The sequence below is a fragment of the Streptomyces sp. 130 genome, from assembly GCF_007096885.1.
Classification (GTDB): Bacteria; Actinomycetota; Actinomycetes; order Streptomycetales; family Streptomycetaceae; genus Streptomyces.
Map to the genome: position 1 here is coordinate 56,678 of NZ_VJNO01000031.1, position 24,194 is coordinate 80,871.

Below are 24,194 nucleotides of genomic sequence, written 5' to 3' on the forward strand. Positions count from 1 at the left end.
TCCGACCACACACCGTGTGTGACATAGTGGGATGTTCCGACCGGAACAGAGGATGGCCCATGCCCGTCGACTGGGAGCCCGTACGGCAGTCGCGCACACACGAACTGGTGCTCCAGAGCATCGAGCAGCGGGTGTGCGCCGGCGACCTGAAGGCCGGTGACCGCCTGCCGCCCGAACGGGAACTCGCCCCCGTCCTGGGGGTGAGCCGGTCGGCGCTCCGCGAGGCGCTGCGGGTGCTGGAGACCATCGGCGTGCTGGTCGCCCAGCCGGGCCGGGGGCCGGACGCGGGCGCCCGCATCGTCCGCAACCCCGACGACGCGCTCGGCCGGCTGCTCCGGCTCCACTTCGCCCTCGGCAGCTACAGCCTGGGGGACATGCTGGAGGCCCGGGTCGTGCTGGAGCGGTCCAGTTTTGAAGCGGCCGCGGCGCACGCGGCGGCGGCCGATCTGGACGAGGCCGGGGACCTGGTCGCGCGCATGGCGGCGCCGGGTGTCGGGGTGCCCGAGTTCAACGACCTGGACACCCGGTTCCACGTCCGGATCGCCCGCAGCTCGGGCAACGCGCTGACCTCGACGCTCACCTCCGCCGTCCGCGAGTCCGTCCGGCCGCTGATCCTGCGCGCACTGGAGGCGGAGCCCGACTGGCCGGCCACCGCCGCCGCACTCAACGCGGACCACGCCGAGCTGCTGCGGCTGGTCCGCGCGGGTGACGGGGCGCGGGCCGCGGACCTGGTCGAGACCCACATCAGGGGGCTGCACGGCACCCTGGTGGACGCCCCGGTCGCCGACGCCTGACCCGTACGCCGAAGAGCCGCCGCGCCGACGCCCGCATCCGGGGTCCGCGCTGCGGCTCTTTCGCGTACCCGCGGAGTCCCCAGACAGGCCCTAGGCATGAGCGTAGTATGGTCGGACCATAAGCGGCGACGCGCGGCGCCCGCCCTCAGAGCCATGATCGGGAGACCCATGCGCATCGGACTCTTCGCCACCTGTCTGGGAGACACACTCTTCCCCGAGGCGGTGCGATCCACCGCGCTGCTGCTGGCCCGGCTCGGCCACGAGGTGGTGTTCCCGCCCGGCCAGACCTGTTGCGGCCAGATGCACGTCAACACCGGCTATCAGCGCGAGCCCGTTCCGCTGGTGCGCGACTTCGCCGCCCAGTTCGGCGACGGCTCCATCGAGGCCGTCGTCATGCCCTCGGGTTCCTGCGCCGGATCGGTCCGCCACCAGCACCAGATCGTCGCCGAGCGGTACGGGGACGCGGCGCTGCGCGCGGGCGTCGCCACGGTCAGGGCGAAGACGTACGAGCTGTCCGAACTCCTGGTGGACGTGCTGGGCGTGACCGACGTCGGCGCGTACTTCCCGCACCGGGTGACGTACCACCCCACCTGCCACTCGCTGCGCATGCTCAGGGTCGGCGACAAGCCGCTGCGGCTGCTGCGCGCCGTCGAGGCGATCGACCTGGTCGAGCTGGACGAGGCCGACGCCTGCTGCGGGTTCGGCGGCACCTTCGCCGTGAAGAACGCCGACACCTCGACGGCGATGCTCCAGGACAAGATGCGCAACGTCACCGCCACCGGAGCCGATGTGTGCACCGCCGGCGACTCCTCCTGCCTGATGCACATCGGCGGCGGGCTCTCCCGTATCAAGTCCGGAACGCGCACCCTGCACCTCGCCCAGATCCTCTCCTCCACCCGCACCTCGCCGCACGTCCTGACGGAGGCCGCCCGATGAGCGCAACCTTTCTCGGCATGCCCGCGACACCGCCCCGCTCCCCGTACGGCACGGGCAACCTTCGCGGCGACCGGAAGTTCCCCGCCGCCGCCCACGACGAGCTGCGCAACGAGCAGCTGCGCCGCAACCTCGGCCGCGCCACCCACACCATCCGGGCCAAACGTCTGCACGTCACCGGCGAACTGCCCGACTGGGAGGAGCTGCGCGACGCCGGCGCGGCCATCAAGACCGACACCATGAACCGGCTCCCCGAACTCCTGGAAGAGCTGGAACGCAACGTCACGGCACGCGGCGGCACCGTCCACTGGGCACGCGACGGCGTCGAGGCCAACGAGATCGTCGCCCGGCTGGTCCGGGAGACGGGCAGCGACGAGGTCATCAAGGTCAAGTCGATGGCCACCCAGGAAATCGGCCTCAACGAACACCTGGAATCCCTCGGCATCACCGCCCACGAGACCGACCTCGCCGAACTCATCGTCCAACTCGCCCACGACAAGCCCTCGCACATCCTCGTCCCCGCCATCCACCGCAACCGGGACGAGATCCGGCAGATCTTCCTCAAGGAGATCCCCGGCGTCGACCCGGCCCTGGACAACGTCCCCGCACATCTGGCCGCCGCCGCCCGCGCCTATCTGCGCGAGAAGTTCATGACCACCAAGGTGGCCGTCTCCGGGGCCAACTTCGGCATCGCCGAGACCGGCACCCTCTCCGTCGTCGAATCCGAGGGCAACGGCCGCATGTGCCTGACCCTCCCCGACACACTGATCACCGTCATGGGCATCGAGAAGGTCCTTCCGCGCTACCGGGACCTGGAGGTCTTCCTCCAGCTCCTGCCGCGCTCCTCCACGGGCGAGCGGATGAACCCGTACACCTCGATGTGGACCGGCGTCACCCCCGGCGACGGACCGCGGACCTTCCATCTGGTCCTCCTCGACAACGGCCGCACCGCCGCCCTCGCGGACCGCATCGGCCGCGAGGCGCTGAACTGCATCCGCTGCTCCGCCTGCCTCAACGTCTGCCCGGTGTACGAACGCGCCGGCGGGCACGCCTACGGCTCGACCTACCCCGGGCCGATCGGCGCGGTCCTCACCCCGCAGCTCGCCGGCATGGACGCGGTCAAGGGCGACCCGAACAGCTCGCTGCCGTACGCCTCAAGTCTCTGCGGGGCCTGCTTCGACGCCTGCCCCGTCAAGATCGACATCCCCTCACTGCTGGTCGAGCTGCGCCACCAGCACACCGAGCGGTCCGGCACCACCGCCGAGAAGCTGGCCATGAAGGCGGCGGGCGCGGTGATGAGCAGACCCAAGGTGTACACCGCCGCGCAGAAGGCGTCCCGGCTCGGCCGCGCCCTGGCCCGGGACGGGAAGCTCCCGGCGCTGCCCCCCCCGCTCAGCGGCTGGAGCGACAGCCGCGACACCCCCGCCCCGCCGAAGCAGACCTTCCGCGCCTGGCTCGCCTCGGCCGAGGGCGCGGCGGCCATGCGCGAGGCGTCCGCCGAGCACACCCGCAACCAGCAGCAGGAGGACGGCGCATGACGACCGCCCGTGAGACCGTGCTCGGCCGCGTCCGGGACGCGCTCGCCCTCGCCCCCGTCGGCGAGACCTCCGTCCCGCGCGGCTACCGCACCGGACGCACCCTCCCCGACGAGGAACGCCTCGCCCTCTTCACCGACCGGCTGGTCGACTACAAGGCGCAGGTCCACCCCTGCACCGCCGACCGCACCGCCGAGGTGATCGCCGAGGTGCTGCGGGACCGGGGCGCCGAGCGCGTCGGTGTGCCCCCGGGGCTCGACACCGGGTGGCTGGCCGCGTACGACGGGGAGGTCCAGGAGGACTCCGCGGACATCCCGGCGCCGCGCCTGGACGCCCTCGACGGTGTCGTCACCGCGTCCGCCGCCGGCTGCGCCGAGACCGGCACCATCTTTCTGGACGGCTCGCCGGACCAGGGGCGGCGGGCGCTGTCCCTGGTGCCCGACCTCCATGTGTGCGTGGTCGACCTGTCGGCCGTCGAGGTGGGCGTCCCGGAGGCGGTGGCCCGGCTGGTGCCGGAACGCCCGACCACGCTGATCAGCGGGCCCTCCGCCACCTCCGACATCGAGCTGGAGCGGGTCGAGGGCGTCCACGGCCCGCGCACCCTCGCGGTGGTGATCCGTACGGACGTCTAGGTGATCATGCCGGGCGGGATTACGCTTCCTGCCTGGCATGGACACACTTACTCTCTGGCAACTGGCGGCACTGGCCGCGGCCTCCGCTCTCGTCGGCTTCTCCAAGACGGCCGTCAGCGGGGCCAACACGATCAGCCTCGCGGTCTTCGCGGCGGTCCTCCCCGCCCGCGAGTCCACCGGGGTGCTGCTCCCGATCCTGATCGCCGGCGATGTGCTCGCCGTCCTCGTCTACCGGCGCCACGCGCACTGGCCGACCCTGCTGCGGCTCTTCCCGGCCGTCGCGGTGGGCGTGGCGGCGGGCACCCTGTTCATGATGTGGGCCGACGACGCCACCGTGCGGACCTCGATCGGCGCGATCCTGGTCTTCATGGCCGGCGTCACCGTCTGGCGCCGCCGCCGCGCGGAGTCCGGCGCGGAACCCGGCGCGGAGGACGGGCCGCCAACCGCCGGTGAACGGCTCAAGGCACGTTCGTACGGGGTGCTCGGCGGTTTCACGACCATGGTCGCCAACGCGGGCGGCCCGGTCATGTCGCTCTATCTCCTCTCGGCCGGATTCCGGAAACTGGGCTTCCTCGGCACCTCGGCGTGGTTCTTCCTGATCGTCAACACCTCGAAGGTGCCCTTCAGCGTGGGCCTCGGGCTGATCGACGGGCACTCCCTGCTCCTGGACGCCTGCCTGCTGCTGTTCGTGCTCCCGGGCGCCTGGGCCGGCCGCAGTTGCGTGGACCGCATCGACCAGCGGCTCTTCGAGCGCGTGGTCCTGGCCGCCACCGTCGCCGGCGGCCTCCAACTCCTCCTGAGCTGACGGCCGTACGCCGACGGCCCCGCGGACACGCCGCCGCGTGCCGGCGCCCGGCTCAGGGAATCAGCAGCCAGTCCGAACCGATCGCGGCCACCAGCCCGACCGCCAGCAGCCAACTCCCCAGCCTCGTACGCCCGTTCCGGCTCAGCTCGATCACGATCCCGCAGAGGATCAGCGCCAGCCCGTACACCCCGACCACCAGGACGGACGCGCGGCTCGCGAGCCGCAGCCCGAGCACCACCGCCATCGCCGCCATGCCGGCGCAGGAGAGCACGATGCGCAGCCGTCTCGCCTGCCGCGGGGTCAGCCGGCGCGCGCCGGTGTCCCCGCCGTCCCCGAGGCCGTCCGCGGGTTCGTCCGTCACATCCCCGGCGGTGTCCTCGGCTATCGGGGCGTCCGCGGCCCGGTCCTGGTCAGAAGTGCTCATGACGCGGGATCGTAGTGCTTCCACCCCGGCCGGTCCGCCGGTGTCAAGCAACACCGTCGAAACCCGGCCGAGTTGTGCCTCACGGGCGGCCCGCCCGCAGCCTCGGTGCCTCCGCCGCCGCGTCCACCGGACCCGCGCCCGTGCGCTCCACCCGCACCGCCAGCTCCCGGGCCCAGCCGGTGAGCCCCCCGAGCCCCATCCCGTGCGCCTCACCGGCCCCGTACGCCTCCAGCGCAGCCGCGCCGCGCCGCAGCAGCCGCGCCCCGCCCGTCGCGTTGCCCCGGGCGGCATGGGTCAGGCCCACGGCCAGCTGGGCGAGCCCGCGCCACAACTCCCGTTCCGCGTCCGGGCCCGCCTTCCACGCGTCCTCGAAGACCTCGTGCGCGTGGAACGGCATGCCCGCGTCCAGCAGCCGCTGCGCCTCGCGGACGGTCTCACCGGCGGTGCGTTCGACACCCTCCGGCTGGCGTTCCACCCCCGGTGTCCCGTACGGCAGCGGGCGGCCCAGCCCGTCACGGGGGCGCGCGTTGTGCGCCCGTCCCTCGGAGTCCCGGTCCCTGTGTGTCTCGTTCACGCCCCCGATTGTGCCCCGCACCTGCGGCGAACTCTCCGAACCACTGTCCGCGGGGCCCCGAGCGCGACTAGGCTCGACCACCATGGTCACCACTTTGGGGGAGGGTAGGCATGAAGCCGTCCCGGCCGCTTTATGAGCGCGAACCGGAACTCGCCACTGCCGCACAAGCCATCGACGCGCTCTGCGGGGCACAGGCCACCGGCGGGCTGCTGATCTACAGCGGCGAGGCAGGCATCGGCAAGACCGCGCTCCTGGAGGAGATCCAGGCCATGGCGGCGGACCGGTGCACGATCTGGTCGGCACGCGGCGGTGAGACGGTCACCTCGGTGCCGTTCCACGTCGTACGGCAGCTGCTCCAGCCGGCCCTGGTCCAGTTCCCGCCCGACGACATGCGGGCCCTGTTCGGCCCCTGGTTCGACAGCGCCGCCCCGGCTCTGGGGCTGGCCGAGCCCACCGGCCCGCAGCCCGATCCGCAGGGCGTGCGCGACGGCCTCGACTACGTCGTGAAGCGGCTCGCCTCCCGGCTCAGCCACCGCCCGCTGCTCCTCGTCATCGACGACGCCCACTGGGCGGACGGCGAGTCCCTGGCCTGGCTCTCCTCGTTCACCGCCCGCCTCGGCGACCTGCGCGTGCTGGTCGTGCAGGCCCACCGCCCCGAGGAGCTCGCCGCCCGGGAGGCCGCGCGCAACGCGGCGGACGGCCACCCCGCGCAGATCCGGGTCGCCCTGCGCGCCCTCACCCCGGACGCCACCGCCGAGCTGGTCCGCTCCACCCTCGGCGAGCACGCCGACGACCCGTTCTGCCGTGAGGTCTGGGCGGTCACCGGCGGCAACCCGTACGAGGCGGTCGAGCTCGTCGCCAAGGTCCAGGACAAGGAGCTGGTCCCGCTGGAGGAGTCCGCCGGGCTGCTGCGCGAACTCGGCGCCTCCGCCCGGGGCAGCGGCCTCGTCGCCCGCCTCGAACGACTCGGCACCAACGCCAACCGGTTCGCCTGGGCGGCCGCCGTCCTCGGCACCGACATCTCCCAGGACCTCGCCGCGCGACTGGCCGGGATGAGCCCGGCCGAGGCCGCGGACTGCACCGCCCGGCTGCGGGAGGCCCGTATCGTCAGCGGCTTCGACCCGCTGGAGTTCGTGCACCCGCTGATCGCCTCCGCCATCTACCGCTCGATCCCGCCGGCCACCCGCACCGCCATGCACGGGCGTGCCGCCTGGGCGATCACCAACGCCGGACTCGGCCCCGCCGCGGCCTCCCGCCATCTGCTCGAAGTCCACCCGGACGACGACCAGGAACTCGTGGAGCAGCTGCGGGCCGCCGCGAAGCAGCACCTCGCCGTCGGCGCCCCCGAGGCCGCCCGGCGCTGCCTGGAGCGCGCGCTCGAAGAGCCGCCGCGCCCCGACGTGCGCGCCACCCTGCTGTACGAGCTGGGCTGCGCGACGCTGCTCAGCTCCCCGGCCACCACGGTGCAGCATCTGCGGGCCGCCCTGGACATGCCCGGCCTCGTGGACGAACTGCGGGTGGACGCCACGTTCCGGCTCGCCGCCGCGCTCTCCCACAACAACCAGCTCAAGGAGGCGGCCCTGGCCCTGGCGGCCGAGGCCGAGCGCACGGCACCGGGTCCCGGCCTGATGCGGCTCCAGGCCGCCCACTTCCTCTGGGAGGGCATGCAGGCCACCGAGGAGGACGGCCCCGGCCGCTCGCGCCGGCTCGCCGCCAACGCCGACCACCTCACCGGCCGGGACAACGCCGAACGCGCCCTGCTCACCCTCCGCGCCTTCGACGGCATGCTGCGCGGCGAGAACGCCGAGATCATCGTCGACTTCTGCGAGCGCGCCCTCGTGGACGGCCACCCCGCGCGCGGACTCGGCTGGACGGACTCCGAGTGGGGCTTCGAGCTCCCCGCCATGGTCGGGATCACCTTCGCCTTCACGGACCGGCTCGACCGTGCCGAGGAGCTGTTCGGCGAGGCGGTCCGGGCCTTCGAGATCTCCGGCTGGAGCGGCGCCCACCTGGCCTTCGCGCACACCCTGCTCGGCCTGGTCCACCGCCGCCGGGGGCGTCTCGCCGAGGCGGAGGTCTTCCTGCGCGAGGGGCTGCGGCTCGCGGACCGCGTCGGCAGCGGGCTCCCCGTCCACTGGGACGCGGCCTGCCTGCTCATCGACACCCTGCTCGCCCGGGGCAAGGTCCCCGAGGCCCGCACGGTCGCCGACCAGTACGAGTTCGGCCTGCCGTACCCGAGCGCCATGGTGCTGCCGGACGCCCCGTGCGTCCGGGGCCGCCTGCTGCTGGCCGAAGGCCGTATGAAGGAAGCGGTGACCGAGCTGGAGGCGGCGGGCCGCGCGCTGGAACCGCGCGGCAGGTTCAACGGCATCTGGGGCCCGTGGGCCGGCGACCTGGCCGACGAGGACCCGGACCGCGCCGCCCAGCTCGCCAACACCGCCCGGGTCCACGCGGAGCGGTTCGGCACGGAGACCGCCATCGGCGAGGCCCTGCGCTGCGTGGCCCTCTTCGCACCACCGGAGGAATCCGTACACCTCCTCGGCGAGGCGGTCCGCCACCTGGAGGCGTCACCCTCCGGGTACGAGTTCGCCCAGGCGCTCGTCGACTACGGCATCGCCATCCGCTCGCCCCGCGAACTGGCCCGCGCCCACAAACTGGCCACCGCCTGCGGCGCGGAAGGACTGGCCGCCCGCGCTCAGCAGGCCCGTGCGTCGATCCGGTCCACCGAGTGAGGTAATGTTTTCCCTGCAGCCACCACTCGGCCAGACCGAAGCAGTGGCAGCGGGACGTGGCGCAGCTTGGTAGCGCACTTGACTGGGGGTCAAGGGGTCGCAGGTTCAAATCCTGTCGTCCCGACTGGAGACAGTCGTAGATCAAGGGGAGGTCCTTCGGACCTCCCCTTGATCGTTTTCCGTGGACCCGTGAACGGACATGACACTGCCCGGCAAGCCTCGCTCGGCTTGCCGGGCAGTGTCATGGATACGGCGCTGAGGCCGGGTCCCCCGGGGTTCCGCGTCGGTGTCGCGGAACCCCGGGAAGGACTTACTTCTGCCAGCCGACGAGCTCGGGGGCGCCGATGATGCCGTAGTGGCCGTAGAACTGGGCCGCACCGTAGTTGGCGAGCCCCTTCTTGACGGCCCAGATGGTGGGGCCGTTGTGGGTCGGCATGATGCCGTAGGTCTCCATGGCCTTCAGCTCGACCTCGTTGCCGGCCTTGATCTGCTCGTCCAGGGTCGGCAGGTTGGTGACGGCCTTGGTCTCCTCGTCCATGCTGGCCGGGACCGAGCGCGAGACGTTCAGCGTCGAGTCGGAGCAGTACATCTGGCAGATGTAGAGCATGCCGTTCGGGTCGCTGGAGATGAAGCCCATGCCGAAGATGTCGAAGGCGCGCTTGGTGAACACCTTGTTGAAGTCGGCGGAGGGGTGCGCCTCGATGTTCAGCTTGACGCCGATGTTCTTCAGCATCTGGGCCATGGCGGTGGCGCGGGCCTTGGTGGTGGACCGGTCACCGATGGTCGGGAAGGTCAGCTCCAGCTTCTTGCCGTCCTTGGCGCGGACACCGTCCGAGCCGGCCTTCCAGCCCGCGGCGTCCAGGTCCTTCTTCGCCTGCTCGGGGTCGAACTTCACGAGCTTGCCGAAGTTGTCCTGGTACCCCTTCTGGAAGGGGTAGAGGTTGAAGGAGCCCGGCAGCGGCTCCGTGTAGCCCATGCCCTGGAAGGTGACCTTCGCGAGCTGGGCGCGGTCGATGCCCTCCATCAGGGCCTTCCGGACCTTGACGTCCTTCAGCTGCGGCGAGGTGCTGTTGAAGACGAGCAGGTTGTTGGAGGGGGTCGTGCCGCGGCGGAGTTCGGTGCCCTGCACCGACTTCACCTGGTTGAGCTGCTCGGCCGCCTTCACCTCCACCGCGTCGATCTGCCCGTTCTTGAAGGCGTTGACGCTGGCGCTCTCCTCCATCTGGACGAAGGTGAACTCGTCCAGGTGCGGCTTCTCGCCCCACCAGTTGGGGTTGGGCTTGTAGGTGACGGTGCCGCCCTTGGCGTCGAACTTGGAGATGGTGTACGGCCCGGCACCCCACTCGGCGTGCGGCTTGCTCACGTACGCCTTGTTGAAGTCCTCGGCCTTGGCGATGTGCGGGTTGACGACCAGGTAGAAGAGGGACTTCCAGTAGACGAAGGTGCCCTTGAAGGTGACGACCGCCTGCTTGGCGTCCTTGCCCTTCTTCACCGAGGTGATGCTGGAGTAGCCGTCGGTCGACCCGACGACGTAGTCCTTGTTCTTCCCGTTCTGCGCGTTCCAGGTGTCCCGGAACATCGTCCAGTCCATCTCCTGGCCGTCGTTCCACTTGGCCTTGGGATTGATGGTGTACGTGACCTGGGTGTTGCCGCCCACCGTCTCCTGCTTGACGTCGGTGAGGTAGTCCTTGTTGAAGGTGATGTTGCCCTTCGGGTCGTTGAAGGACAGCACCGGCTGGTAGAACCAGGCGATCTTGCCCGTGTAGAGCGAACCGTCGCCGTTCAGCGGGTTGAGCTGGTCGGGGATCTCGACGATGGGGAGGGTCAGTTTGCCCCCCTGCTTCAGGTTGCTCGCGGGCTGGGGGTTGTACGAGGTCAGGATTTCCTTCTCCGAGGTGGCGCCCTTGGACTTCGGCGCCTTGGAGTCGTCGGAGTCGCTGCCGCATCCGGAGAGGACGAGGGACGAGGCGGCGGCGAGCGCCACCAGGCTCAGGGAGATCTTTCTCATGACGGCATGGGCCTTTCTGGCTTTGTCAGTTGTCGGTAGACGTGGTCGTGTCCGCGAAGTGGCACGCGTCGCGGTGGTCGGGGTCGCCCCTGTCGGTGAGCAGGGGAGTGACCCCGCGGCACCGCTCCTTCTGGGGCTCCGACAAGGTCTTGTGGAGCGGGCACCGGGAGACGAACCGGCAGCCCGGCGTCTCGTCGGTGGGGCTGGGAAGGTCGCCCTCCAGCAGAACGCGTTCCCGGGTGCGCTCGGCCACCGGGTCGGGCAGCGGGATCGCGGAGAGGAGCGCCTTGGTGTAGGGGTGCCTGGGGTTGTCGAAGACGGCGTCGGTGGTCCCGATCTCGACGATCCGGCCCAGATACATCACCGCCACCCGGTCGGAGATGTGACACACCACCGACAGGTCGTGGGCGACGAAGAGATAGGACAGGCCCAGCTCGGCCTTCAGGTCGTTGAGCAGGTTGATGACACCCGCCTGCACCGACACGTCGAGCGCCGAGACCGGCTCGTCGAGCACCAGCAGCTGGGGCTTGGTGGAGAGCGCCCGCGCGATGCCGATGCGCTGCCGCTGACCGCCGGAGAAGGCGGAGGGGAAGCGGTCGCGGTGCTCGGGGTCGAGCCCCACCAGCTCCATGAGCTCCGCCACCTTGGCGGTGAGCACCTTCTTGTCGCGCTCGCCGCTCGCGCGGAGCGGTTCCGCGAGGATGTCGAAGACCGTCATGCGGGGGTCCAGCGCGCCCATGGGGTCCTGGAACACCATCTGGATGTTGCGACGGACGGCGTTGACGTCCTGCTTCCGCTTCAGCCCGGCCGTGTCCTGGCCGCAGATGGAGACGCTGCCCTGCTCGGGCGGCTTCATCCCCATGATCTCCAGCAGGGTGGTGGTCTTCCCGCATCCCGACTCGCCGACCAGGCCGAGCGTCTCGCCCTCGCGGATGTCCAGGTCGATGCCGTTGACGGCGAAGACCGTGCCCACCCTGCGCTTGAGCAGACCGCCCTTGGTGAGCGGGAAGGTCTTGGTGACCCCGGAGAGCTCCAGCACCTTGGGCCGGTCCTCGCGCGGGACGTCCGCGACCCGGGCCTCCCGGGCGGGCGGGACGGGGAAGATCGGCTCGCCGCCGATGGCGCCGTCCGCGATCTCGCCGGCACGCCGGCAGGCGGCCGAGTGGCCTTCACCGGTGCCGCTGCCTGCGATCGTCAGCAGCGGCGGCTCGGTCTCCCGGCAGGCGTCCTCGACCGCGGGGCAGCGCGCCGCGAAGGGACAGGCGTCGGGCAGGTCCACCAGCAGAGGGGGAGTGCCCGGAACCGGCGTCAGGGCCTCCCGGTCGCGGTCGTCCAGGCGGGGGATCGCGCCCATGAGGCCGATGGTGTACGGCATCCGGGGCTGCGCGAAGAGCTCGTCCACCCCGGCGCGCTCGACCGGACGGCCGGCGTACATCACCATGACGTCGTCGGCGGAGCCGGCCACCACTCCGAGGTCATGGGTGATCATGATGACCGCGGCGCCGGTCTCGCGCTGGGCCGTCTTGAGGACGTCGAGGATCTGCGCCTGCACGGTGACGTCCAGGGCGGTCGTCGGCTCGTCCGCGATGATCAGGTCGGGGTCGTTCGCGATGGCCATGGCGATCACGGCCCGCTGCCGCATACCGCCGGAGAACTCGTGCGGGAACGCCTTGGCGCGGCGGTCCGGGTTGGGGATGCCGACGAGGTCCAGCAGTTCGACGGCGCGCTTCCAGGCGGCTGCCGGCGAGATGTCCTGGTGGATCTGGAGGGACTCGACGATCTGCGCCCCGATGCTGAAGATCGGGGTGAGCGACGAGAGCGGGTCCTGGAAGATCATGCCGATCTGCCGGCCGCGGACCTTGGACATCCGGCGGTCGTCCAGGTCGAGGAGGTTCTTCCCGTCGAGCATGATCTCGCCGCTGACCGAGGCGTATTCGGGAAGCAGCCCCATGACGGCCATCGAGGTGACGGACTTGCCGGAACCCGACTCGCCGACGATGCCGAGGGTCTTGCCGCGGTGCAGGTCGAAGGAGACACCGCGTACGGCGTCCACCCGGCCGGACTCCGAGGGGAAGGCCACCTTCAGGTCACGCACGGACAGCAGGGCCCGCTGTGTTCCGGGCTCGGTCGTGACTGCGCGCTGCTCGATCATGCGCGGCCTCCAGACTGCGATGTGGGGTCCAGGGCATCGCGCAGACCGTCACCGATGAGTGCCATGGCCACGGTGAGCAGGACCACCAGGGCCGCCGGAAGGTAGAACAGCCAGGGTGCGGTGGACAGGGTGTTCTGTCCGTCGGCGAGCATGGAACCGAGTGAGACATCGGGCTGCTTGACGCCGAACCCGACGAAGGAGAGTGCCGTTTCCGACTGCACGGTCGAGGCGACACCGAGGGTGAACGTCACGATCAGCAGGGACCCGATGTTGGGCACCAGGTGGCGGACGATGGTCCGGATCGCGCTGACGCCCATGAAGCGGGCCGCCATCACGTACTCGCGCTCCCGCAGGGACGTCGCCAGGGACCAGATCACCCGGGCGGTCAGCATCCAGCCGAACAGCGTGAGGACCACGACCAGAACCTGCCACTCACCGCGGTAGTGCGTGCCGACCAGCGCGATGATGAGGAACGACGGCAGGATGAGGAGGAAGTGCACGAAGCCGAGCATCGCCCGTTCGATCTTGCCGCCGAAGTAGGCGGCGGTGGTACCGAACAGGCCGGCGATGGCGGTCGTCATGAGCGACACCGCGACGGCGATGATCAGGGACCTGCCGAGGCCGTGCACGAGCTGGGCGTAGACGTCGTTCCCCGCGCCGTTGGTGCCCAGGAGATGGCCGCCGACCCCGGGTTCGACGGAGAGCGCGGTGAAGTCCGCCTCCTCGTAGTTCCAGTCGGTCAGGAACCGGCCGAACACCGAGAAGAGCACCAGCAGGACGAACAGGACGAGTCCGCCGAGCGCGGGCTTGTTGCGCGCGAAGCGGCGCACGTAGAGCCTGGTCGGGGAGAGGCGCTTGCCGCCGGTCGCGCCGGGCTCCAGTACTTCGGCGATCTCCGGGGCCTCTTCGGGGGCGGTTCCGGCGCCGGGCATGTTGATGGCCACGTCAGCTCACCCTGATCCTGGGGTCGAGGGCCACGACGACGAGGTCGGCCAGGATCGCGCCGATGGCCGTCATGAGGGCACCGAAAGCCGCGACGGCGACGGCACCGTGCACGTCGTTCGTGCTGATGGTCTTGGTGAAGTACTCACCCATGCCGTGCCACGCGAAGACCGTTTCCGTGATGACCGCGCCGGTGAAAAGGGCGGGCATCGCGAAGGCGACCTGGGTGGCGACGGGGATGATCGAAGTCCGCAGCCCGTGCCGGTAGATGGCCTGTTTCCGGGTCAGCCCCTTGGATCGCGCGGTGCGCACGAAGTCGGAGTTGATGTTGTCCAGAAGCAACGAGCGCTGCAGCAGGTGGTATCCGGCGTACGAGATGAACGTCAGCGAAATCGTGGGAAGAATCGCGTGTACAACTCTGGACCCCAGGACCGGCCAGAACCCGGCGACTTCGGGGCTCTGCGCTCCGGCGACCGGCAGCAGCGTGCTGCCGAGGGACTGGTTGAGCCAGATGGCCGCGAGCACCACGCCCAGCGAGGCCACCGCGGAGGGCGTGTTGAAGGAGAGCACCGAGATGCCCTGCCACACCCGGTCGCCGGCCTTGTACTGGCGGGAGGCGGTGTAGACGCCGAGCCCGACGCCGATGACGATGGACAGGATCGTCGAGGCGATGACCAACTGGCCGCTGACGAAGATCCGGTAGGCGACCTGCTCGTTGACGCTGCCACCGGTCGGCGACTGGCCCCAGTCGAAGTGGGTCACGATCCCGGAAATCCAGTCCCACCACCGATCCAGGATCGGCTTGTCCGGATTGAGATTGAATTGCGCCAGCGAGTGGTTGATCTGGGCTGGTGTTCGAGGCGGTCGCAACGCGGTGTAATTCGACGCAGGCTTGAGGAATGCATTGGCGAGGAAATACGTCAGGTTGGTTGCGACTGCGATCATCAAAAACCAGCCGACTGCTTTGCGGGCGATATAACGCAGCACTGTGAGCCGGCCTTTCTTTGAAATTGGGCCCGCAGATCCGGTGTGTGACCGGACGCTTGGCCGCGTTGACCGGGCCCCGGGTTGCGAGCGCTCGGACGGGATGTGCGGACTCTCGAGGTCAGAAAATAAGTGGTGCGGGCAGGCCCCCGTGCGGGAGTCTGCCGTGTGCCGGCGGTGCTGCACGGGTAGGTGGAGCCAGGGGGGCCGGTGGTGCGCCGGGCATGGAACGTCAACCTTGCGTCGTAATGAGTCAATTCGTGGCGGCTGCCCGATTCGACAGTGCCTGTGCAGACGATTCCAACTGCCTGTGAGTGCGTCAAGGCTGGTCAGGTCGCGATCCGGTTAAGCCGAAACCGCATATCGGTCATATGTTGCGAAAATTTTCAACGTCATGGTGGACGCGCGGAGACAGGTAACTCCGCATGCCCTCAAAGGGTGTGAACACCCCTCACCTGACCATGTGTGCCTTTCCGGGCCCGTCGGCCTGCCCGGTCGTGGCCGTCGCGCGGCTCGCCAGGGGGTGCGTCGGGCACCGCGGCAGGGTCTTGCGGCGAGCGGGGCAAGTGATGAATCATCGTTCAGAGCTTCGCCCCGGGCCGGAGCGCCGAGCAGGCGCGCCGTGCGGGACCGGCGACAGCGTCACCCAGGAGAAAGGCCGGAGATCCACATGGCTGTGCGACGCGTGTACTCAGGGACGGCCAGGTCGATCGCGGCCTGCTGCGCGTCCGGCGTCCTGGCGGCGCTTCTCGCCGCGACACCGTCCGCGGCGGCGGGCCACGGCGGCGGCGTCCCGGCGGGCCCGCGCGGCGAGGGCTTCTACCACGCGCCCCGCGGGCTGGTGGAGCACGGCCGGCACGGCACGCTCATCCGGGCGCAGCGGCTGACCGGGGTCGCGGCCTTCGCGGGCGCCGACAACTGGCGTGTGCTGTACCGCTCGGTGACCCCGCAGGGCAGGACGGTGGCCGTCTCCGGCACGGTCGCGATCCCGCACGGGCGGCCCCCGGCCGGCGGCTGGCCGGTGCTCTCCTGGCTGCACGGTACGACGGGCGTGGCGGACGCCTGCGCCCCGTCGCGGGACACCGCGGACGGGCCGGCGCACGACTACCTCCAGGCGATGCAGGACACCGTCGCCCCCTGGGTCTCCCGCGGATACGCGGTGACCCGGACCGACTACCAGGGCCTGGGTACGGACGGCGCGCACAGCTACCTCGTCGGTGAGGCGGAGGCCCGGGCCGCCGCCGACCTGACCCGCGCCGCGCACCAGCTCTCCCGGCAGCTGAGCGACGAGTGGGTGGCGTACGGCCACTCGCAGGGCGGGCACGCCGCCGTCTTCGCCGCCGACCTCGCCAACCGCTGGACGCCGGAGCTGCGGCTGCTCGGGGCGGCGGCGCTGGCGCCGGGTTCGCAGCTCAGCGCGGCCGTCCCGACGCTGCGTGAGCAGCCGTTCTCCGGGGTGAGCGACTTCTTCCCGCTGATCGTCCGTGGCGCGCAGACCGTGCGGTCCATGCCCGACGAGGACATCTTCACGCCGCAGGCCCTGGCGGTGGCCGGTGACGCGGACCGGATGTGCAGCGCCCAGCTCCGCGCCCCGGACTCCTGGGGCTCGTTGAAGAGCGACGAGATCTTCCGCGAGGGCGCCGATCTCACCGCCCTCGACAAGGTGCTCGCCGACAACGAGCCGGGCCTGCTGTCGCCGCGCGTCCCCGTGCTGCTCGCCCAGGGCGGCAAGGACACGGTGATCCAGCCCGCCTGGACCGCCGCCCTGGACGGGCAACTGCGGGCGAACGGCGTCTACGTCACCTCGTACACCTACCCCGAGGCCGACCACCGCGGTGTCCTGTCGGCGTCCCTGCCCGACGTCACCCGGTGGATCGACCGCCTCTTCGGCCGGCCGCGCGGGTGAACGGAGACCCGGCGTCGCGCGCACCCTCTCCTCGCGACCGCGAGGCCGACGGGTGCGCCCCGCCGGGCCCGGGCGCGGCTGCCCCGTGCGCCTCGATGCGCAGATCACCGGGTGCGGTGGGCGTGCGCCCGCCGAAAGCGGCGCACTCGTCCTGGGCATGCGGCAACGACATGCAGACATCGCTCCGCCAGTACTGACTGGTTCAGGTCGACGGGTGTGGTCTCAGCCCTCGTGCGGGGCACCCCGTGTCCGGTGCGGCGGCCAGAAAAGCGCCGGCCCCCTCCGAGCCGCCGCAGGGGTCAGCTGAACAGCTTCGTCACGAACGCCTGGAGGTTGTCGACCGTGCGGGCGATCTGCTCCTCCGTGCTCAGGCTCTCCTTGAACCGGGCCCCCGAGGCCACCGCCTTCTTCCCGCGCACGTACAGCGAGCAGGCCAGGTCGGTGCACATGTACAGGCCGACCGAATTGCCGTCCCGCCCGGCCGGTCCGGTCTTGCGGGCGGTCATCAGGGAGACCCCGCTGCCGGGGTGCGTGGTCAGGCAGAGCGAGCACATGCTGCGGTGCAGGAAGCCACGCTGCTGGGACGGGAAGCGCAGCGAGATCCCGGCGGGCTCGCCCTCGTACTCGGTGACGATGTAGCTGCGTCCGGGCGCGGACAGGTCGCGCCAGCCGAGGAAGTCGAGGTCGTCCCACGGCAGTTCCTCGAAATCACGGGGGAGCGGCAGACGCTTGGCTTCCCCCTTGGAGCAATTCATGAACGATGAGCGGATGTCCTGCTCGGTCAGGGCCTTCATGGCCACGAAGCTAACTCTGCCTATGGCTCCTAGGCAAACGATTAATTGAGTTAGGTGCTCACCTGGGGCTCTTCGGCGCGAGGGCGAGCCGGTGCACCGGCGGGTGCGGGATGCCGAGGTCCGGGCGCCAGGTCGCGAGGATCTGCGCCGACGGGTCGAAGAGCGGCGACGGCAGGGCGTCGAGCGGGGTCCACTCCCAGGTGCTGATCAGGTGCGGCTCGGTCACCCGTGCCGTGCCGGTGTCCACGCGCACCAGGGCGGCCATCGTCACGCGGTTGATCCCGCCCAGGGCGTCGTGGAGCATCGCGAAGACGGTGACCTCGTCCTCCGGGACCGTGAGCCCGGTCTCCTCGCGCAGTTCCCGCACGGCCGCCGCCGCGACGGACTCCGGCACCGGGTCGACCTTGCCGCCGGGCAGCTCCCAGGTGCCGCTGTGGTGCCGGCCGAGCAGGATGCGGCCCCGCGCGTCCTGCACGACGACCCCGACCCCCAGCGCGGCCTGGGCCTGGGGCGGCCGGGTGTTACGGGAAGGGACGAGGGGGTTCTCGGCGGCCATGAGGCTCCTTCGGAGGGCGCTTCGGTTCGGGCGTCCGAGCCTACGGCCGGCGGGCGTACCGCCGGCCGCAGCGAGGTCTCCGAGACGCCGCGCCGCGCGCTCCACGCCCGCGTCGGCTCCAGCGCGTCCGTCCCCATCCCGTCGCCGAACACCACCACGCGGTCCGACTCCACGGGCAGCCGCAGCCCCTGCCCGGGCCCCCGGCTCCCCCGGGACGAACGACGTACCGGTCGACGGCGACGGCCACGCCTCCCGGACCAGCCGGAGCAGCTGTCGGCCACGGGAACCCCCAGGTCCTTTTCGGTACTGCGCCGACATCGGGGGGTGGTGTTCGTCGTCAAGAGGACGATCACGGCAGACGCCGGGTACGCGAACGGCCGGTGACTTCTGGGAAGTCACCGGCCGTTCGGGTTGCGCGCCGCCCCCGTCCCCACGGTGCGGCGCGGGCGGGCCGCCGTCATCCGCTCGGACGACGGCCCACGTCTGTCAGGGCCGGGACGCCGGGGCGTCCAGGCCGAGTGCGGGAAGGACCGCGCCCTCCACGAAGCGGACGAGGTAGGTCTCGTCCGCGTGGGCGCCCGCCAGCATCGGGCGGGCCCGCATCACGCCGAGCAGCTGGGCGGAGACGAACTCCGCCGCCGGGTTGTCCGGCGCCACCTCGCCGCGCTCGACCCCGCGCCGTACGAGCGCGTCGATCGCGGCCAGCTCCGGCAGGATCAGCGACTCGCGCAGGGCGCACAGCAGCTCCGGGCTCTGCAGCGCCGCATGGCTCAGCGCCAGCATCAGCGGCGTGTCGCGGCCCGCGCCCTCGCCGATCGCCCGAGCCGCCTCCATCAGGTCGCCCGCCAGCGAACCGGTGTCGATCTTCCGCAGGGCGCCGCGCCGGGTGCCGTGCAGGGCGGCCACCACCAGCTCGGGCTTCGAGCCCCACTGGCGGTAGAGCGTGGACTTGCCGCAGCGGGAGCGGGCGGCGACCCCCTCCATCGTCAGCGACTCGTAGCCGTTCTCCCTCAGCATGTCGAGCACGGCGGTGTAGAGCTCCTGGGCCCGCTCCGGCGTGATCTTCGAGCGGCGCTGCGCGGGGGGCTGCTCCTGCTCGGTCCGCTGCGGCGACATGTGCCATCCCTCTCTGCGACTCTGCGACGAGGTCCATCGATACGCCAGTGTACCGATACGCGCGTGTACCGATACGTCGGCGTATCGGTACACTGGCGTATCGATAAGGGCGGACGTCCGCCGAGGAGCATCAGCAGAGGGGCACCGGGTGAAGTACGCCGGCAACACGCCCGCCGATCGGAAGCCGGACACCTTCGCCCGCCCGCCCCTGGTCCGCGAGCTTCTTCTCGTCGTCGGGCTCTTCCTGATCTACAAGCTCGGCCGCCAGGCCGCGAACGGCCACGTGGACGAGGCGTTCCACAACGCGGGCCGCGTCTGGGACGTCGAGCGCGCCGTGCACCTGCCCGGCGAGGGCGCCGTGCAGGGCCTGCTGCTCCACGACGAGACGCTGATCCACCTGGCGAACACCTACTACGCGACCGTGCACTTCCCGGCCACCCTGCTCTTCCTGGTCTGGCTCTACTGGCGCAGCCCCCGCCACTACGTCTGGGCGCGCCGCGTCCTCGCCGCGCTCACCGGCGCCGCGCTCGCCCTGCACCTGCTCTTCCCGCTCGCCCCGCCGCGCCTGCTCGCCGCCACCCACCTCGTGGACACCGCCCGGGTGTACGGACCGTCCGTGTACGGGGCCCAGCCGGCCACCGACTCCATGGCCAACCAGTTCGCCGCGATGCCCTCGCTGCACTTCGGCTGGGCCGTGATGGTCGGCGTGGGCCTGGTCGTCGCCACCCGTTCCCGGTGGCGCTGGCTGTGGCTGCTGCACCCGGCGATCACCCTCTTCGTCATCGTCGCCACCGCCAACCACTACTGGCTCGACTCGATCGTGGCGGTCGCGCTGCTCTCCGTGTCGCTCGCCGCGCTCCGCCTCCCGCGCGCCGAACCGGTCCGCCCGCCGCGGCCGTGGCCGTCCGTCGTACGGCAGCGGGAGCACGCCGCCGGGTACGCCCCCTCCGGGGCGCAGCGGTGAACGCCACCCTGGCCGCCGTCGCGCTCTCCCTCGTCTCCGCCGCCGCCTACGCCACGGCGGCGGTCGCCCAGGCCCGGCTGGCCGGCCGCACCGCGCCCGGCACCGGCACGCTCCGGCTCCTCGGGCGCGGCGCCTGGTGGTGCGCGGTCGGCCTGAACGCCGCCGGTGCGCTGCTGCACGTGGCGGCCCTGAAGTACGGCCCGCTCACCCTGGTCCAGCCCCTTGGCGCGCTGACCCTGGTCGCGGCCGTCCCGCTCGGCGCCCGGGCCGCGGGCCGCCGGGTCACGGTCACCGAGTGGCGCGGCACGCTGCTCACCCTGCTCGGCCTCGGCGCCCTGCTCCTGACGGCGGGCGGCGCCGCCCCGCACGAGACCCTGACCATGACCGAGGCGCTGGCGGTGGGGGCCGGGACCATGGCGCTCGTCGCCGGGCTCAGCCGCCCCGGCGCCCGCCCCGGGCTCCGGCACGCGGCGGCCTCCGGCATCACCTCCGGTGTCGCCTCCGCGCTCACCCAGACCCTCACCGTCGCGGTGACCGACCACACCCGACCGCTGCTCGACGCACGCCTGGTGGTCGTCGCCGTGCTGGTCTCCGCCTTCGCGATGGGCGGGCTGCTGCTCTCCCAGACCGCCTACCGGGGCGGGCTCGGGGCCCCGCTGGCCGTCGTCACCCTCGCCAACCCGGTCGCCGCCGCGGCCATCGGCCTGGCGCTGCTGGGGGAGCGGTTCCAGGGCGGACCGGCCGGTCTGGTCCCGGCGCTGCTCGGCACGGTCGCGGCGGTCCGGGGCGTGGTGCTCCTCACCCGCGCCCAGGCACAGACCGCGCCCGCGGTGGCCGGGGCCGCGCCGGCCACCGCGTCGCGGGTGGTCATCAGCGGCCCTCGCGTCGCGCGCCGCGAGCAACGACGCCGGGTCGGCGCGGGGCGCCACTGATCCCGTGCGCTGTACGAGTCACGGGGCCCCGCACGCCTGCTCCGGATAGTCCTCCAGCGCCCGGGTCAGCCACCCGATCCAGAAGTTCTCCAGGTCGATGCCGCCGCGCAGCACCAGATGCCGCAGCCGGTCCCCGGGCGTGTCCCGCTCCGGTGGGAAGTCCCGGATCTCGATCTCCCGGTACTCCGCGAGCTGCCGCCGGTGCAGTTCGAGGTGGCGGCGCAGCTCCGCGTCGAGGCCGGGCGCCCCGACGACCGCCGCCGCCCGCATCCGCAGCAGCAGCGGATCACGGACCTGCTTGGGGTCCTCCTGCCGGGCGACCCACGCGGACAGCGCCTCGCGGCCCGCCGGCAGCACCTCGTACTCCTTCTTCTGCCCCCGGGCCGGCTGTGCCGGCTCCAGGGCCCTGATCTGCCCGGCCTGCTCCAGCTTGCCCAGCTCGCGGTAGATCTGCTGGTGCGTCGCCGACCAGAAGTAGCCGATCGACCGGTCGAACCTGCGGGTCAGCTCCAGCCCCGACGAGGGTTTCTCCAGCAGGGCGGTGAGGATCGCGTGCGGCAGTGACATGGGGTGCATCCTAGGGACGGCCGGACGGGCCGAAGCCGTCCGGCCGTCCGGTTCAGAGCGCGGCGGCGAGCTCCGTGCCCTGCCGGATCGCGCGCTTGGCGTCCAGCTCGGCCGCGACGTCGGCGCCCCCGATCAGGTGCGCCTCGCGGCCGGCGGCGCGCAGCTCCTCGTACAGGTCCCGGCGCGGGTCCTGCCCGGCGCACAGCACGATCGTGTCGACCGGCAGTACGTGGTGCTCCCCGCCCACCGTGATGTGCAGGCCCTCGTCGTCGATCCGGTCGTAGCCGACGCCCGCCGTCATCGTGACCCCGCGGTGGCGGAGCTCGGTGCGGTGGATCCAGCCGGTCGTCTTCCCGAGGCCCGCGCCGACCTTGCTCGTCCTGCGCTGCAGGAGGTGGACGGTGCGCGCCGGCTCCGGGCGCTCCGGGGCCGTGAGCCCGCCGCGCCCGCGGTACTCCGTGTCGACGCCCCACTGCCGGAAGAACACCTCCGGGTCGAGGCTCGCCTCCTCGCCGCCGTCGGTCAGGAACTCCGCCACGTCGAAGCCGATCCCGCCCGCGCCGACGAGCGCGACGCGGTCGCCGACCGGCGCACCGTGCCGCAGCACGTCGAGGTAGCCGACGACGCTCGGGTGGTCGATGCCGGGGATCGCCGGGGTCCGGGGCGTGACCCCGGTGGCCAGCACCACCTCGTCGTAGCCGTCGAGATCCCCCGCGCCGACCGGCGTGCCCAGCCGCAGTGCGACCTTCTCCTCCGCGAGCCGGGTCCGGAAGTAGCGCAGCGTCTCGCCGAACTCCTCCTTGCCGGGCACCCGGCGGGCCACGTTCAGCTGACCGCCGATCTCGTCGGCAGCGTCGAAGAGCGTCACCTCGTGGCCGCGCTCGGCGGCCGTGACCGCGCAGGCGAGACCGGCGGGCCCGGCGCCGACGACGGCGACGCGCTTGCGGGTGCGGGTCGGCGACAGGACGAGTTCCGTCTCGTGGCAGGCGCGCGGATTGACCAGGCAGGAGGTGACCTTCCCGCTGAAGACGTGGTCCAGGCACGCCTGGTTGCAGCCGATGCAGGTGTTGATCGCGTCCGCCCGGCCGGCCGCCGCCTTCGCGACGAAGTCCGGGTCGGCGAGGAACGGGCGGGCCATCGACACCATGTCGGCCCGGCCCGAGGCGAGGACCTGCTCGGCCACCTCGGGGGTGTTGACGCGGTTGCTCGTCACCAGCGGTACGGAGACGGCTCCGCGCACCTTCTCGGTGACCCAGGTGAACGCGGCCCGGGGCACCGAGGTCGCGATGGTGGGGATGCGGGCCTCGTGCCAGCCGATGCCGGTGTTGATGATGGTCGCGCCGGCCGCCTCGATCTCCTTGGCCAGGTGCACGACCTCCTCCAGGGACGAGCCGCCGGGCACCAGGTCCAGCATCGAGAGCCGGTAGATGATGACGAAGTCGTCGCCGGCCCGCTCGCGGACCCGGCGCACGATCTCGACGGGGAAGCGGATGCGGTTCTCGTACGAGCCGCCCCAGCGGTCCTCGCGGTGGTTGGTCGCAGAGGCGATGAACTCGTTGATCAGATAGCCCTCGGAGCCCATGATCTCGACGCCGTCGTACCCCGCGCTGCGGGCCAGCGCCGCCGCCGTCGCGAAGTCCTCGATCGTCGCCTCGACCTCGTCGTCGGTCAGGGCGTGCGGCGTGAACGCGCTGATCGGCGCCTGCAGCGCGCTCGGCGCCACCAGGTCCGGGTGGTGCGCGTACCGGCCGAAATGCAGGATCTGCATGGCGATCCGGCCGCCCGCCTCGTGCACCGCCGAGGTCACCCGGCGGTGCTCGGCCGCCTCCGCCTCGGTGGTCATCTTCGCGCCGCCGGGGAAGGAGCAGCCCCGCTCGTTGGGCGCGATGCCGCCGGTGACCATGAGGCCGACACCGCCCCGGGCACGCTCGGCGTAGAAGGCCGCCATGCGCTCGAAGCCGTTCTCGACCTCTTCCAGGCCGACGTGCATCGACCCCATCAGGACCCTGTTCGGCAGGGTGGTGAACCCGAGGTCGAGCGGGCTCAGAAGGTGCGGATACGGGCTCATGCGGCGGCTCCTCGGTGTGGCGTCGCCCCAGTTCTAGACCACCGCCGCGCCATTGTGCAACAAGTTGCACAATGGCGTTCGCCGCACTGTGTCACGGCTCACGCCCCGGGGTGAGCCGCCCGGGACGGGTCGCCCGGATGGAGTAACACCACGGTCCGCGCACTCCGTGCGGCGCGGAGAGTGGTGACGTACGGAACCGAGGGGCTCGCGTCGTCCGGGCGGGCCCCGGAACCCACCGGAGACCTCCATGGGCTGCGTCAATCGTCACGACCTCGGTCTGCTCGTCCTGCGCGCCGGCACCGGCGCGGTGCTCGCCGCGCACGGCGCCCAGAAGCTCTTCGGGTGGTTCGGCGGCGGGGGAGTGGAAGGGACCACCGCCGCGATGGAGGCGATGGGCTTCCATCCGCCGAAGCACAGCGCGCTCGCCGCCGGGCTCGGTGAGGCGGGCGGCGGCGCGCTGCTCGCCCTGGGCCTGGCCACACCGGCCGCCGGAGCGGCGGCGGCCGGTGCGATGGCGGGCGCGGTGGCCGTCCACGCGCCCGCGGGGTTCTTCGCGCAGGGCGGCGGCTACGAATATCCGGCGTTCCTCGGCTTCACCGCGGCGGCGATCGGGCTGGCCGGCCCCGGCCGCTACTCCGTCGACCACGCGACCGGGCACGCGTTCAACCAGCCGTGGACGGTCGCGCTGGCCTTCGCCGGCAGCGCGGCGGCGGCCGTGGCGGTGGTGGGCAGGCGGGCCCGGGCCCAGATGCCGGAGGCGGAGGAGTTCTGAGCGG

21 protein-coding genes, 1 tRNA gene, 1 pseudogene and 1 riboswitch are annotated in these 24,194 nt (G+C 71.8%); of the genes and pseudogenes, 11 read left to right on the plus strand and 12 right to left on the minus strand.

Features of this window, described 5'->3' with window-relative positions; translation table 11 throughout:
* The first annotated feature begins 59 nt into the window (after positions 1–59).
* The 5 genes from FKN01_RS23665 to FKN01_RS23685 all read left to right on the plus strand — a co-directional run bounded on the left by FKN01_RS23665 (position 60) and on the right by FKN01_RS23685 (position 4,699).
* Positions 60–794 (plus strand): FadR/GntR family transcriptional regulator, encoded by a 735-nt coding sequence (locus FKN01_RS23665; RefSeq protein ID WP_143623831.1) that lies wholly within the window; start codon positions 60–62, stop codon positions 792–794.
* Positions 795–962: 168 nt separating this feature from the next.
* Positions 963–1,730, plus strand: coding sequence for a (Fe-S)-binding protein (locus FKN01_RS23670; RefSeq protein WP_143623833.1), 768 nt, complete (start codon positions 963–965; stop codon positions 1,728–1,730).
* Complete coding sequence (locus tag FKN01_RS23675) at positions 1,727–3,265, plus strand: LutB/LldF family L-lactate oxidation iron-sulfur protein (RefSeq protein WP_143623835.1); 1,539 nt, start codon at positions 1,727–1,729, stop codon at positions 3,263–3,265. The genes FKN01_RS23670 and FKN01_RS23675 overlap by 4 nt, the downstream gene beginning before the upstream one ends.
* Entirely contained in the window at positions 3,262–3,894 is a 633-nt protein-coding gene (locus tag FKN01_RS23680) for an LUD domain-containing protein (protein ID WP_143623837.1), read from the plus strand. Before FKN01_RS23675 ends, FKN01_RS23680 begins: the two co-directional genes overlap by 4 nt.
* A 37-nt stretch (positions 3,895–3,931) precedes the next feature.
* A complete protein-coding gene (locus FKN01_RS23685; RefSeq protein WP_143623839.1) occupies positions 3,932–4,699 on the plus strand; it encodes a sulfite exporter TauE/SafE family protein in 768 nt (255 codons plus the stop codon).
* Between the two features lie 52 nt (positions 4,700–4,751).
* On the opposite strand, the gene FKN01_RS23690 is transcribed toward FKN01_RS23685, so the two are convergent.
* Both FKN01_RS23690 and FKN01_RS23695 read right to left on the minus strand, forming a co-directional pair.
* Positions 4,752–5,123, minus strand: a complete 372-nt coding sequence (locus FKN01_RS23690) for a hypothetical protein (protein WP_143623840.1) — start codon at positions 5,121–5,123, stop codon at positions 4,752–4,754.
* A 79-nt stretch (positions 5,124–5,202) separates the two neighbouring features.
* Positions 5,203–5,697, minus strand: coding sequence for a DUF309 domain-containing protein (locus FKN01_RS23695; RefSeq protein WP_143623842.1), 495 nt, complete (start codon positions 5,695–5,697; stop codon positions 5,203–5,205).
* Positions 5,698–5,807: 110 nt separating this feature from the next.
* Between FKN01_RS23695 and FKN01_RS23700 the strand changes: the two genes are divergently transcribed.
* Positions 5,808–8,429 carry an AAA family ATPase gene (locus tag FKN01_RS23700; protein ID WP_143623844.1) on the plus strand — a complete coding sequence of 874 codons (2,622 nt, stop codon included), beginning with the start codon at positions 5,808–5,810 and terminating at the stop codon, positions 8,427–8,429.
* Between the two features lie 50 nt (positions 8,430–8,479).
* Positions 8,480–8,553: transfer RNA gene (locus tag FKN01_RS23705), tRNA-Pro, on the plus strand.
* Positions 8,554–8,739: 186 nt separating this feature from the next.
* Here the strand turns inward: FKN01_RS23705 and FKN01_RS23710 are convergent.
* The 4 genes from FKN01_RS23710 to FKN01_RS23725 are packed head-to-tail and all read right to left on the minus strand — an operon-like array spanning position 8,740 to position 14,518.
* On the minus strand, positions 8,740–10,437 hold the full coding sequence (locus FKN01_RS23710; protein WP_260696996.1) for an ABC transporter family substrate-binding protein: 1,698 nt from the start codon (positions 10,435–10,437) through the stop codon (positions 8,740–8,742).
* Between the two features lie 25 nt (positions 10,438–10,462).
* Positions 10,463–12,589, minus strand: coding sequence for an ABC transporter ATP-binding protein (locus FKN01_RS23715; protein ID WP_143623846.1), 2,127 nt, complete (start codon positions 12,587–12,589; stop codon positions 10,463–10,465).
* Positions 12,586–13,533, minus strand: a complete 948-nt coding sequence (locus tag FKN01_RS23720) for an ABC transporter permease (protein WP_143623848.1) — start codon at positions 13,531–13,533, stop codon at positions 12,586–12,588. The genes FKN01_RS23715 and FKN01_RS23720 overlap by 4 nt, the downstream gene beginning before the upstream one ends.
* 1 nt (position 13,534) lies before the next feature.
* Positions 13,535–14,518: an ABC transporter permease gene (locus FKN01_RS23725; protein WP_143623850.1), complete on the minus strand. Its 984-nt coding sequence runs from the start codon at positions 14,516–14,518 to the stop codon at positions 13,535–13,537.
* 667 nt (positions 14,519–15,185) lie between these two features.
* Here FKN01_RS23725 and FKN01_RS23730 point away from each other — a divergent pair.
* Positions 15,186–16,421 carry a lipase family protein gene (locus FKN01_RS23730; RefSeq protein ID WP_185992959.1) on the plus strand — a complete coding sequence of 412 codons (1,236 nt, stop codon included), beginning with the start codon at positions 15,186–15,188 and terminating at the stop codon, positions 16,419–16,421.
* 162 nt (positions 16,422–16,583) lie between these two features.
* Positions 16,584–16,677: riboswitch (TPP riboswitch) on the minus strand.
* A gap of 43 nt (positions 16,678–16,720) precedes the next feature.
* On the opposite strand, the gene FKN01_RS23740 is transcribed toward FKN01_RS23730, so the two are convergent.
* From FKN01_RS23740 to FKN01_RS23755, 4 genes and pseudogenes are all read right to left on the minus strand, one after another.
* Positions 16,721–17,215, minus strand: a complete 495-nt coding sequence (locus tag FKN01_RS23740; protein ID WP_143623856.1) for an FBP domain-containing protein — start codon at positions 17,213–17,215, stop codon at positions 16,721–16,723.
* Between the two features lie 58 nt (positions 17,216–17,273).
* Positions 17,274–17,771, minus strand: coding sequence for an NUDIX hydrolase (locus tag FKN01_RS23745; protein ID WP_143623858.1), 498 nt, complete (start codon positions 17,769–17,771; stop codon positions 17,274–17,276).
* A gap of 56 nt (positions 17,772–17,827) precedes the next feature.
* Positions 17,828–18,044: pseudogene (locus FKN01_RS33360) on the minus strand (hypothetical protein); the annotation flags it as partial.
* A 213-nt stretch (positions 18,045–18,257) separates the two neighbouring features.
* Positions 18,258–18,887 (minus strand): TetR/AcrR family transcriptional regulator, encoded by a 630-nt coding sequence (locus FKN01_RS23755; RefSeq protein WP_143623860.1) that lies wholly within the window; start codon positions 18,885–18,887, stop codon positions 18,258–18,260.
* 148 nt (positions 18,888–19,035) lie between these two features.
* Here FKN01_RS23755 and FKN01_RS23760 point away from each other — a divergent pair, with 148 nt between their 5' ends.
* Positions 19,036–19,851 carry a phosphatase PAP2 family protein gene (locus FKN01_RS23760; RefSeq protein ID WP_143623862.1) on the plus strand — a complete coding sequence of 272 codons (816 nt, stop codon included), beginning with the start codon at positions 19,036–19,038 and terminating at the stop codon, positions 19,849–19,851.
* Positions 19,848–20,783 carry a hypothetical protein gene (locus FKN01_RS23765; RefSeq protein WP_143623864.1) on the plus strand — a complete coding sequence of 312 codons (936 nt, stop codon included), beginning with the start codon at positions 19,848–19,850 and terminating at the stop codon, positions 20,781–20,783. The genes FKN01_RS23760 and FKN01_RS23765 overlap by 4 nt, the downstream gene beginning before the upstream one ends.
* Positions 20,784–20,801: 18 nt before the next feature.
* Here FKN01_RS23765 and FKN01_RS23770 read toward each other — a convergent pair whose 3' ends face one another.
* Complete coding sequence (locus FKN01_RS23770; RefSeq protein WP_143623866.1) at positions 20,802–21,350, minus strand: PadR family transcriptional regulator; 549 nt, start codon at positions 21,348–21,350, stop codon at positions 20,802–20,804.
* Positions 21,351–21,402: 52 nt separating this feature from the next.
* A complete protein-coding gene (locus tag FKN01_RS23775; RefSeq protein ID WP_143623868.1) occupies positions 21,403–23,418 on the minus strand; it encodes an NADPH-dependent 2,4-dienoyl-CoA reductase in 2,016 nt (671 codons plus the stop codon).
* Between the two features lie 247 nt (positions 23,419–23,665).
* Here FKN01_RS23775 and FKN01_RS23780 point away from each other — a divergent pair, with 247 nt between their 5' ends.
* A complete protein-coding gene (locus FKN01_RS23780) occupies positions 23,666–24,190 on the plus strand; it encodes a DoxX family protein (RefSeq protein ID WP_143623870.1) in 525 nt (174 codons plus the stop codon).
* The last annotated feature ends 4 nt before the right edge of the window (positions 24,191–24,194 follow it).

Excerpts from the sequence above, each read along its gene's own strand:
- FKN01_RS23770 (WP_143623866.1), bottom strand. The coding sequence starts at position 21,350 with ATGTCACTGCCGCACGCGATCCTCACCGCCCTGCTGGAGAAACCCTCG.
- FKN01_RS23715 (WP_143623846.1), bottom strand. The coding sequence starts at position 12,589 with ATGATCGAGCAGCGCGCAGTCACGACCGAGCCCGGAACACAGCGGGCC.
- FKN01_RS23710 (WP_260696996.1), bottom strand. The coding sequence starts at position 10,437 with ATGAGAAAGATCTCCCTGAGCCTGGTGGCGCTCGCCGCCGCCTCGTCC.
- FKN01_RS23730 (WP_185992959.1), top strand. The coding sequence starts at position 15,186 with ATGGCTGTGCGACGCGTGTACTCAGGGACGGCCAGGTCGATCGCGGCC.
- FKN01_RS23755 (WP_143623860.1), bottom strand. The coding sequence starts at position 18,887 with ATGTCGCCGCAGCGGACCGAGCAGGAGCAGCCCCCCGCGCAGCGCCGC.
- FKN01_RS23675 (WP_143623835.1), top strand. The coding sequence starts at position 1,727 with ATGAGCGCAACCTTTCTCGGCATGCCCGCGACACCGCCCCGCTCCCCG.
- FKN01_RS23680 (WP_143623837.1), top strand. The coding sequence starts at position 3,262 with ATGACGACCGCCCGTGAGACCGTGCTCGGCCGCGTCCGGGACGCGCTC.
- FKN01_RS23780 (WP_143623870.1), top strand. The coding sequence starts at position 23,666 with ATGGGCTGCGTCAATCGTCACGACCTCGGTCTGCTCGTCCTGCGCGCC.
- FKN01_RS23670 (WP_143623833.1), top strand. The coding sequence starts at position 963 with ATGCGCATCGGACTCTTCGCCACCTGTCTGGGAGACACACTCTTCCCC.
- FKN01_RS23745 (WP_143623858.1), bottom strand. The coding sequence starts at position 17,771 with ATGGCCGCCGAGAACCCCCTCGTCCCTTCCCGTAACACCCGGCCGCCC.
- FKN01_RS23775 (WP_143623868.1), bottom strand. The coding sequence starts at position 23,418 with ATGAGCCCGTATCCGCACCTTCTGAGCCCGCTCGACCTCGGGTTCACC.
- FKN01_RS23740 (WP_143623856.1), bottom strand. The coding sequence starts at position 17,215 with ATGAAGGCCCTGACCGAGCAGGACATCCGCTCATCGTTCATGAATTGC.
- FKN01_RS23700 (WP_143623844.1), top strand. The coding sequence starts at position 5,808 with ATGAAGCCGTCCCGGCCGCTTTATGAGCGCGAACCGGAACTCGCCACT.
- FKN01_RS23690 (WP_143623840.1), bottom strand. The coding sequence starts at position 5,123 with ATGAGCACTTCTGACCAGGACCGGGCCGCGGACGCCCCGATAGCCGAG.
- FKN01_RS23685 (WP_143623839.1), top strand. The coding sequence starts at position 3,932 with ATGGACACACTTACTCTCTGGCAACTGGCGGCACTGGCCGCGGCCTCC.
- FKN01_RS23665 (WP_143623831.1), top strand. The coding sequence starts at position 60 with ATGCCCGTCGACTGGGAGCCCGTACGGCAGTCGCGCACACACGAACTG.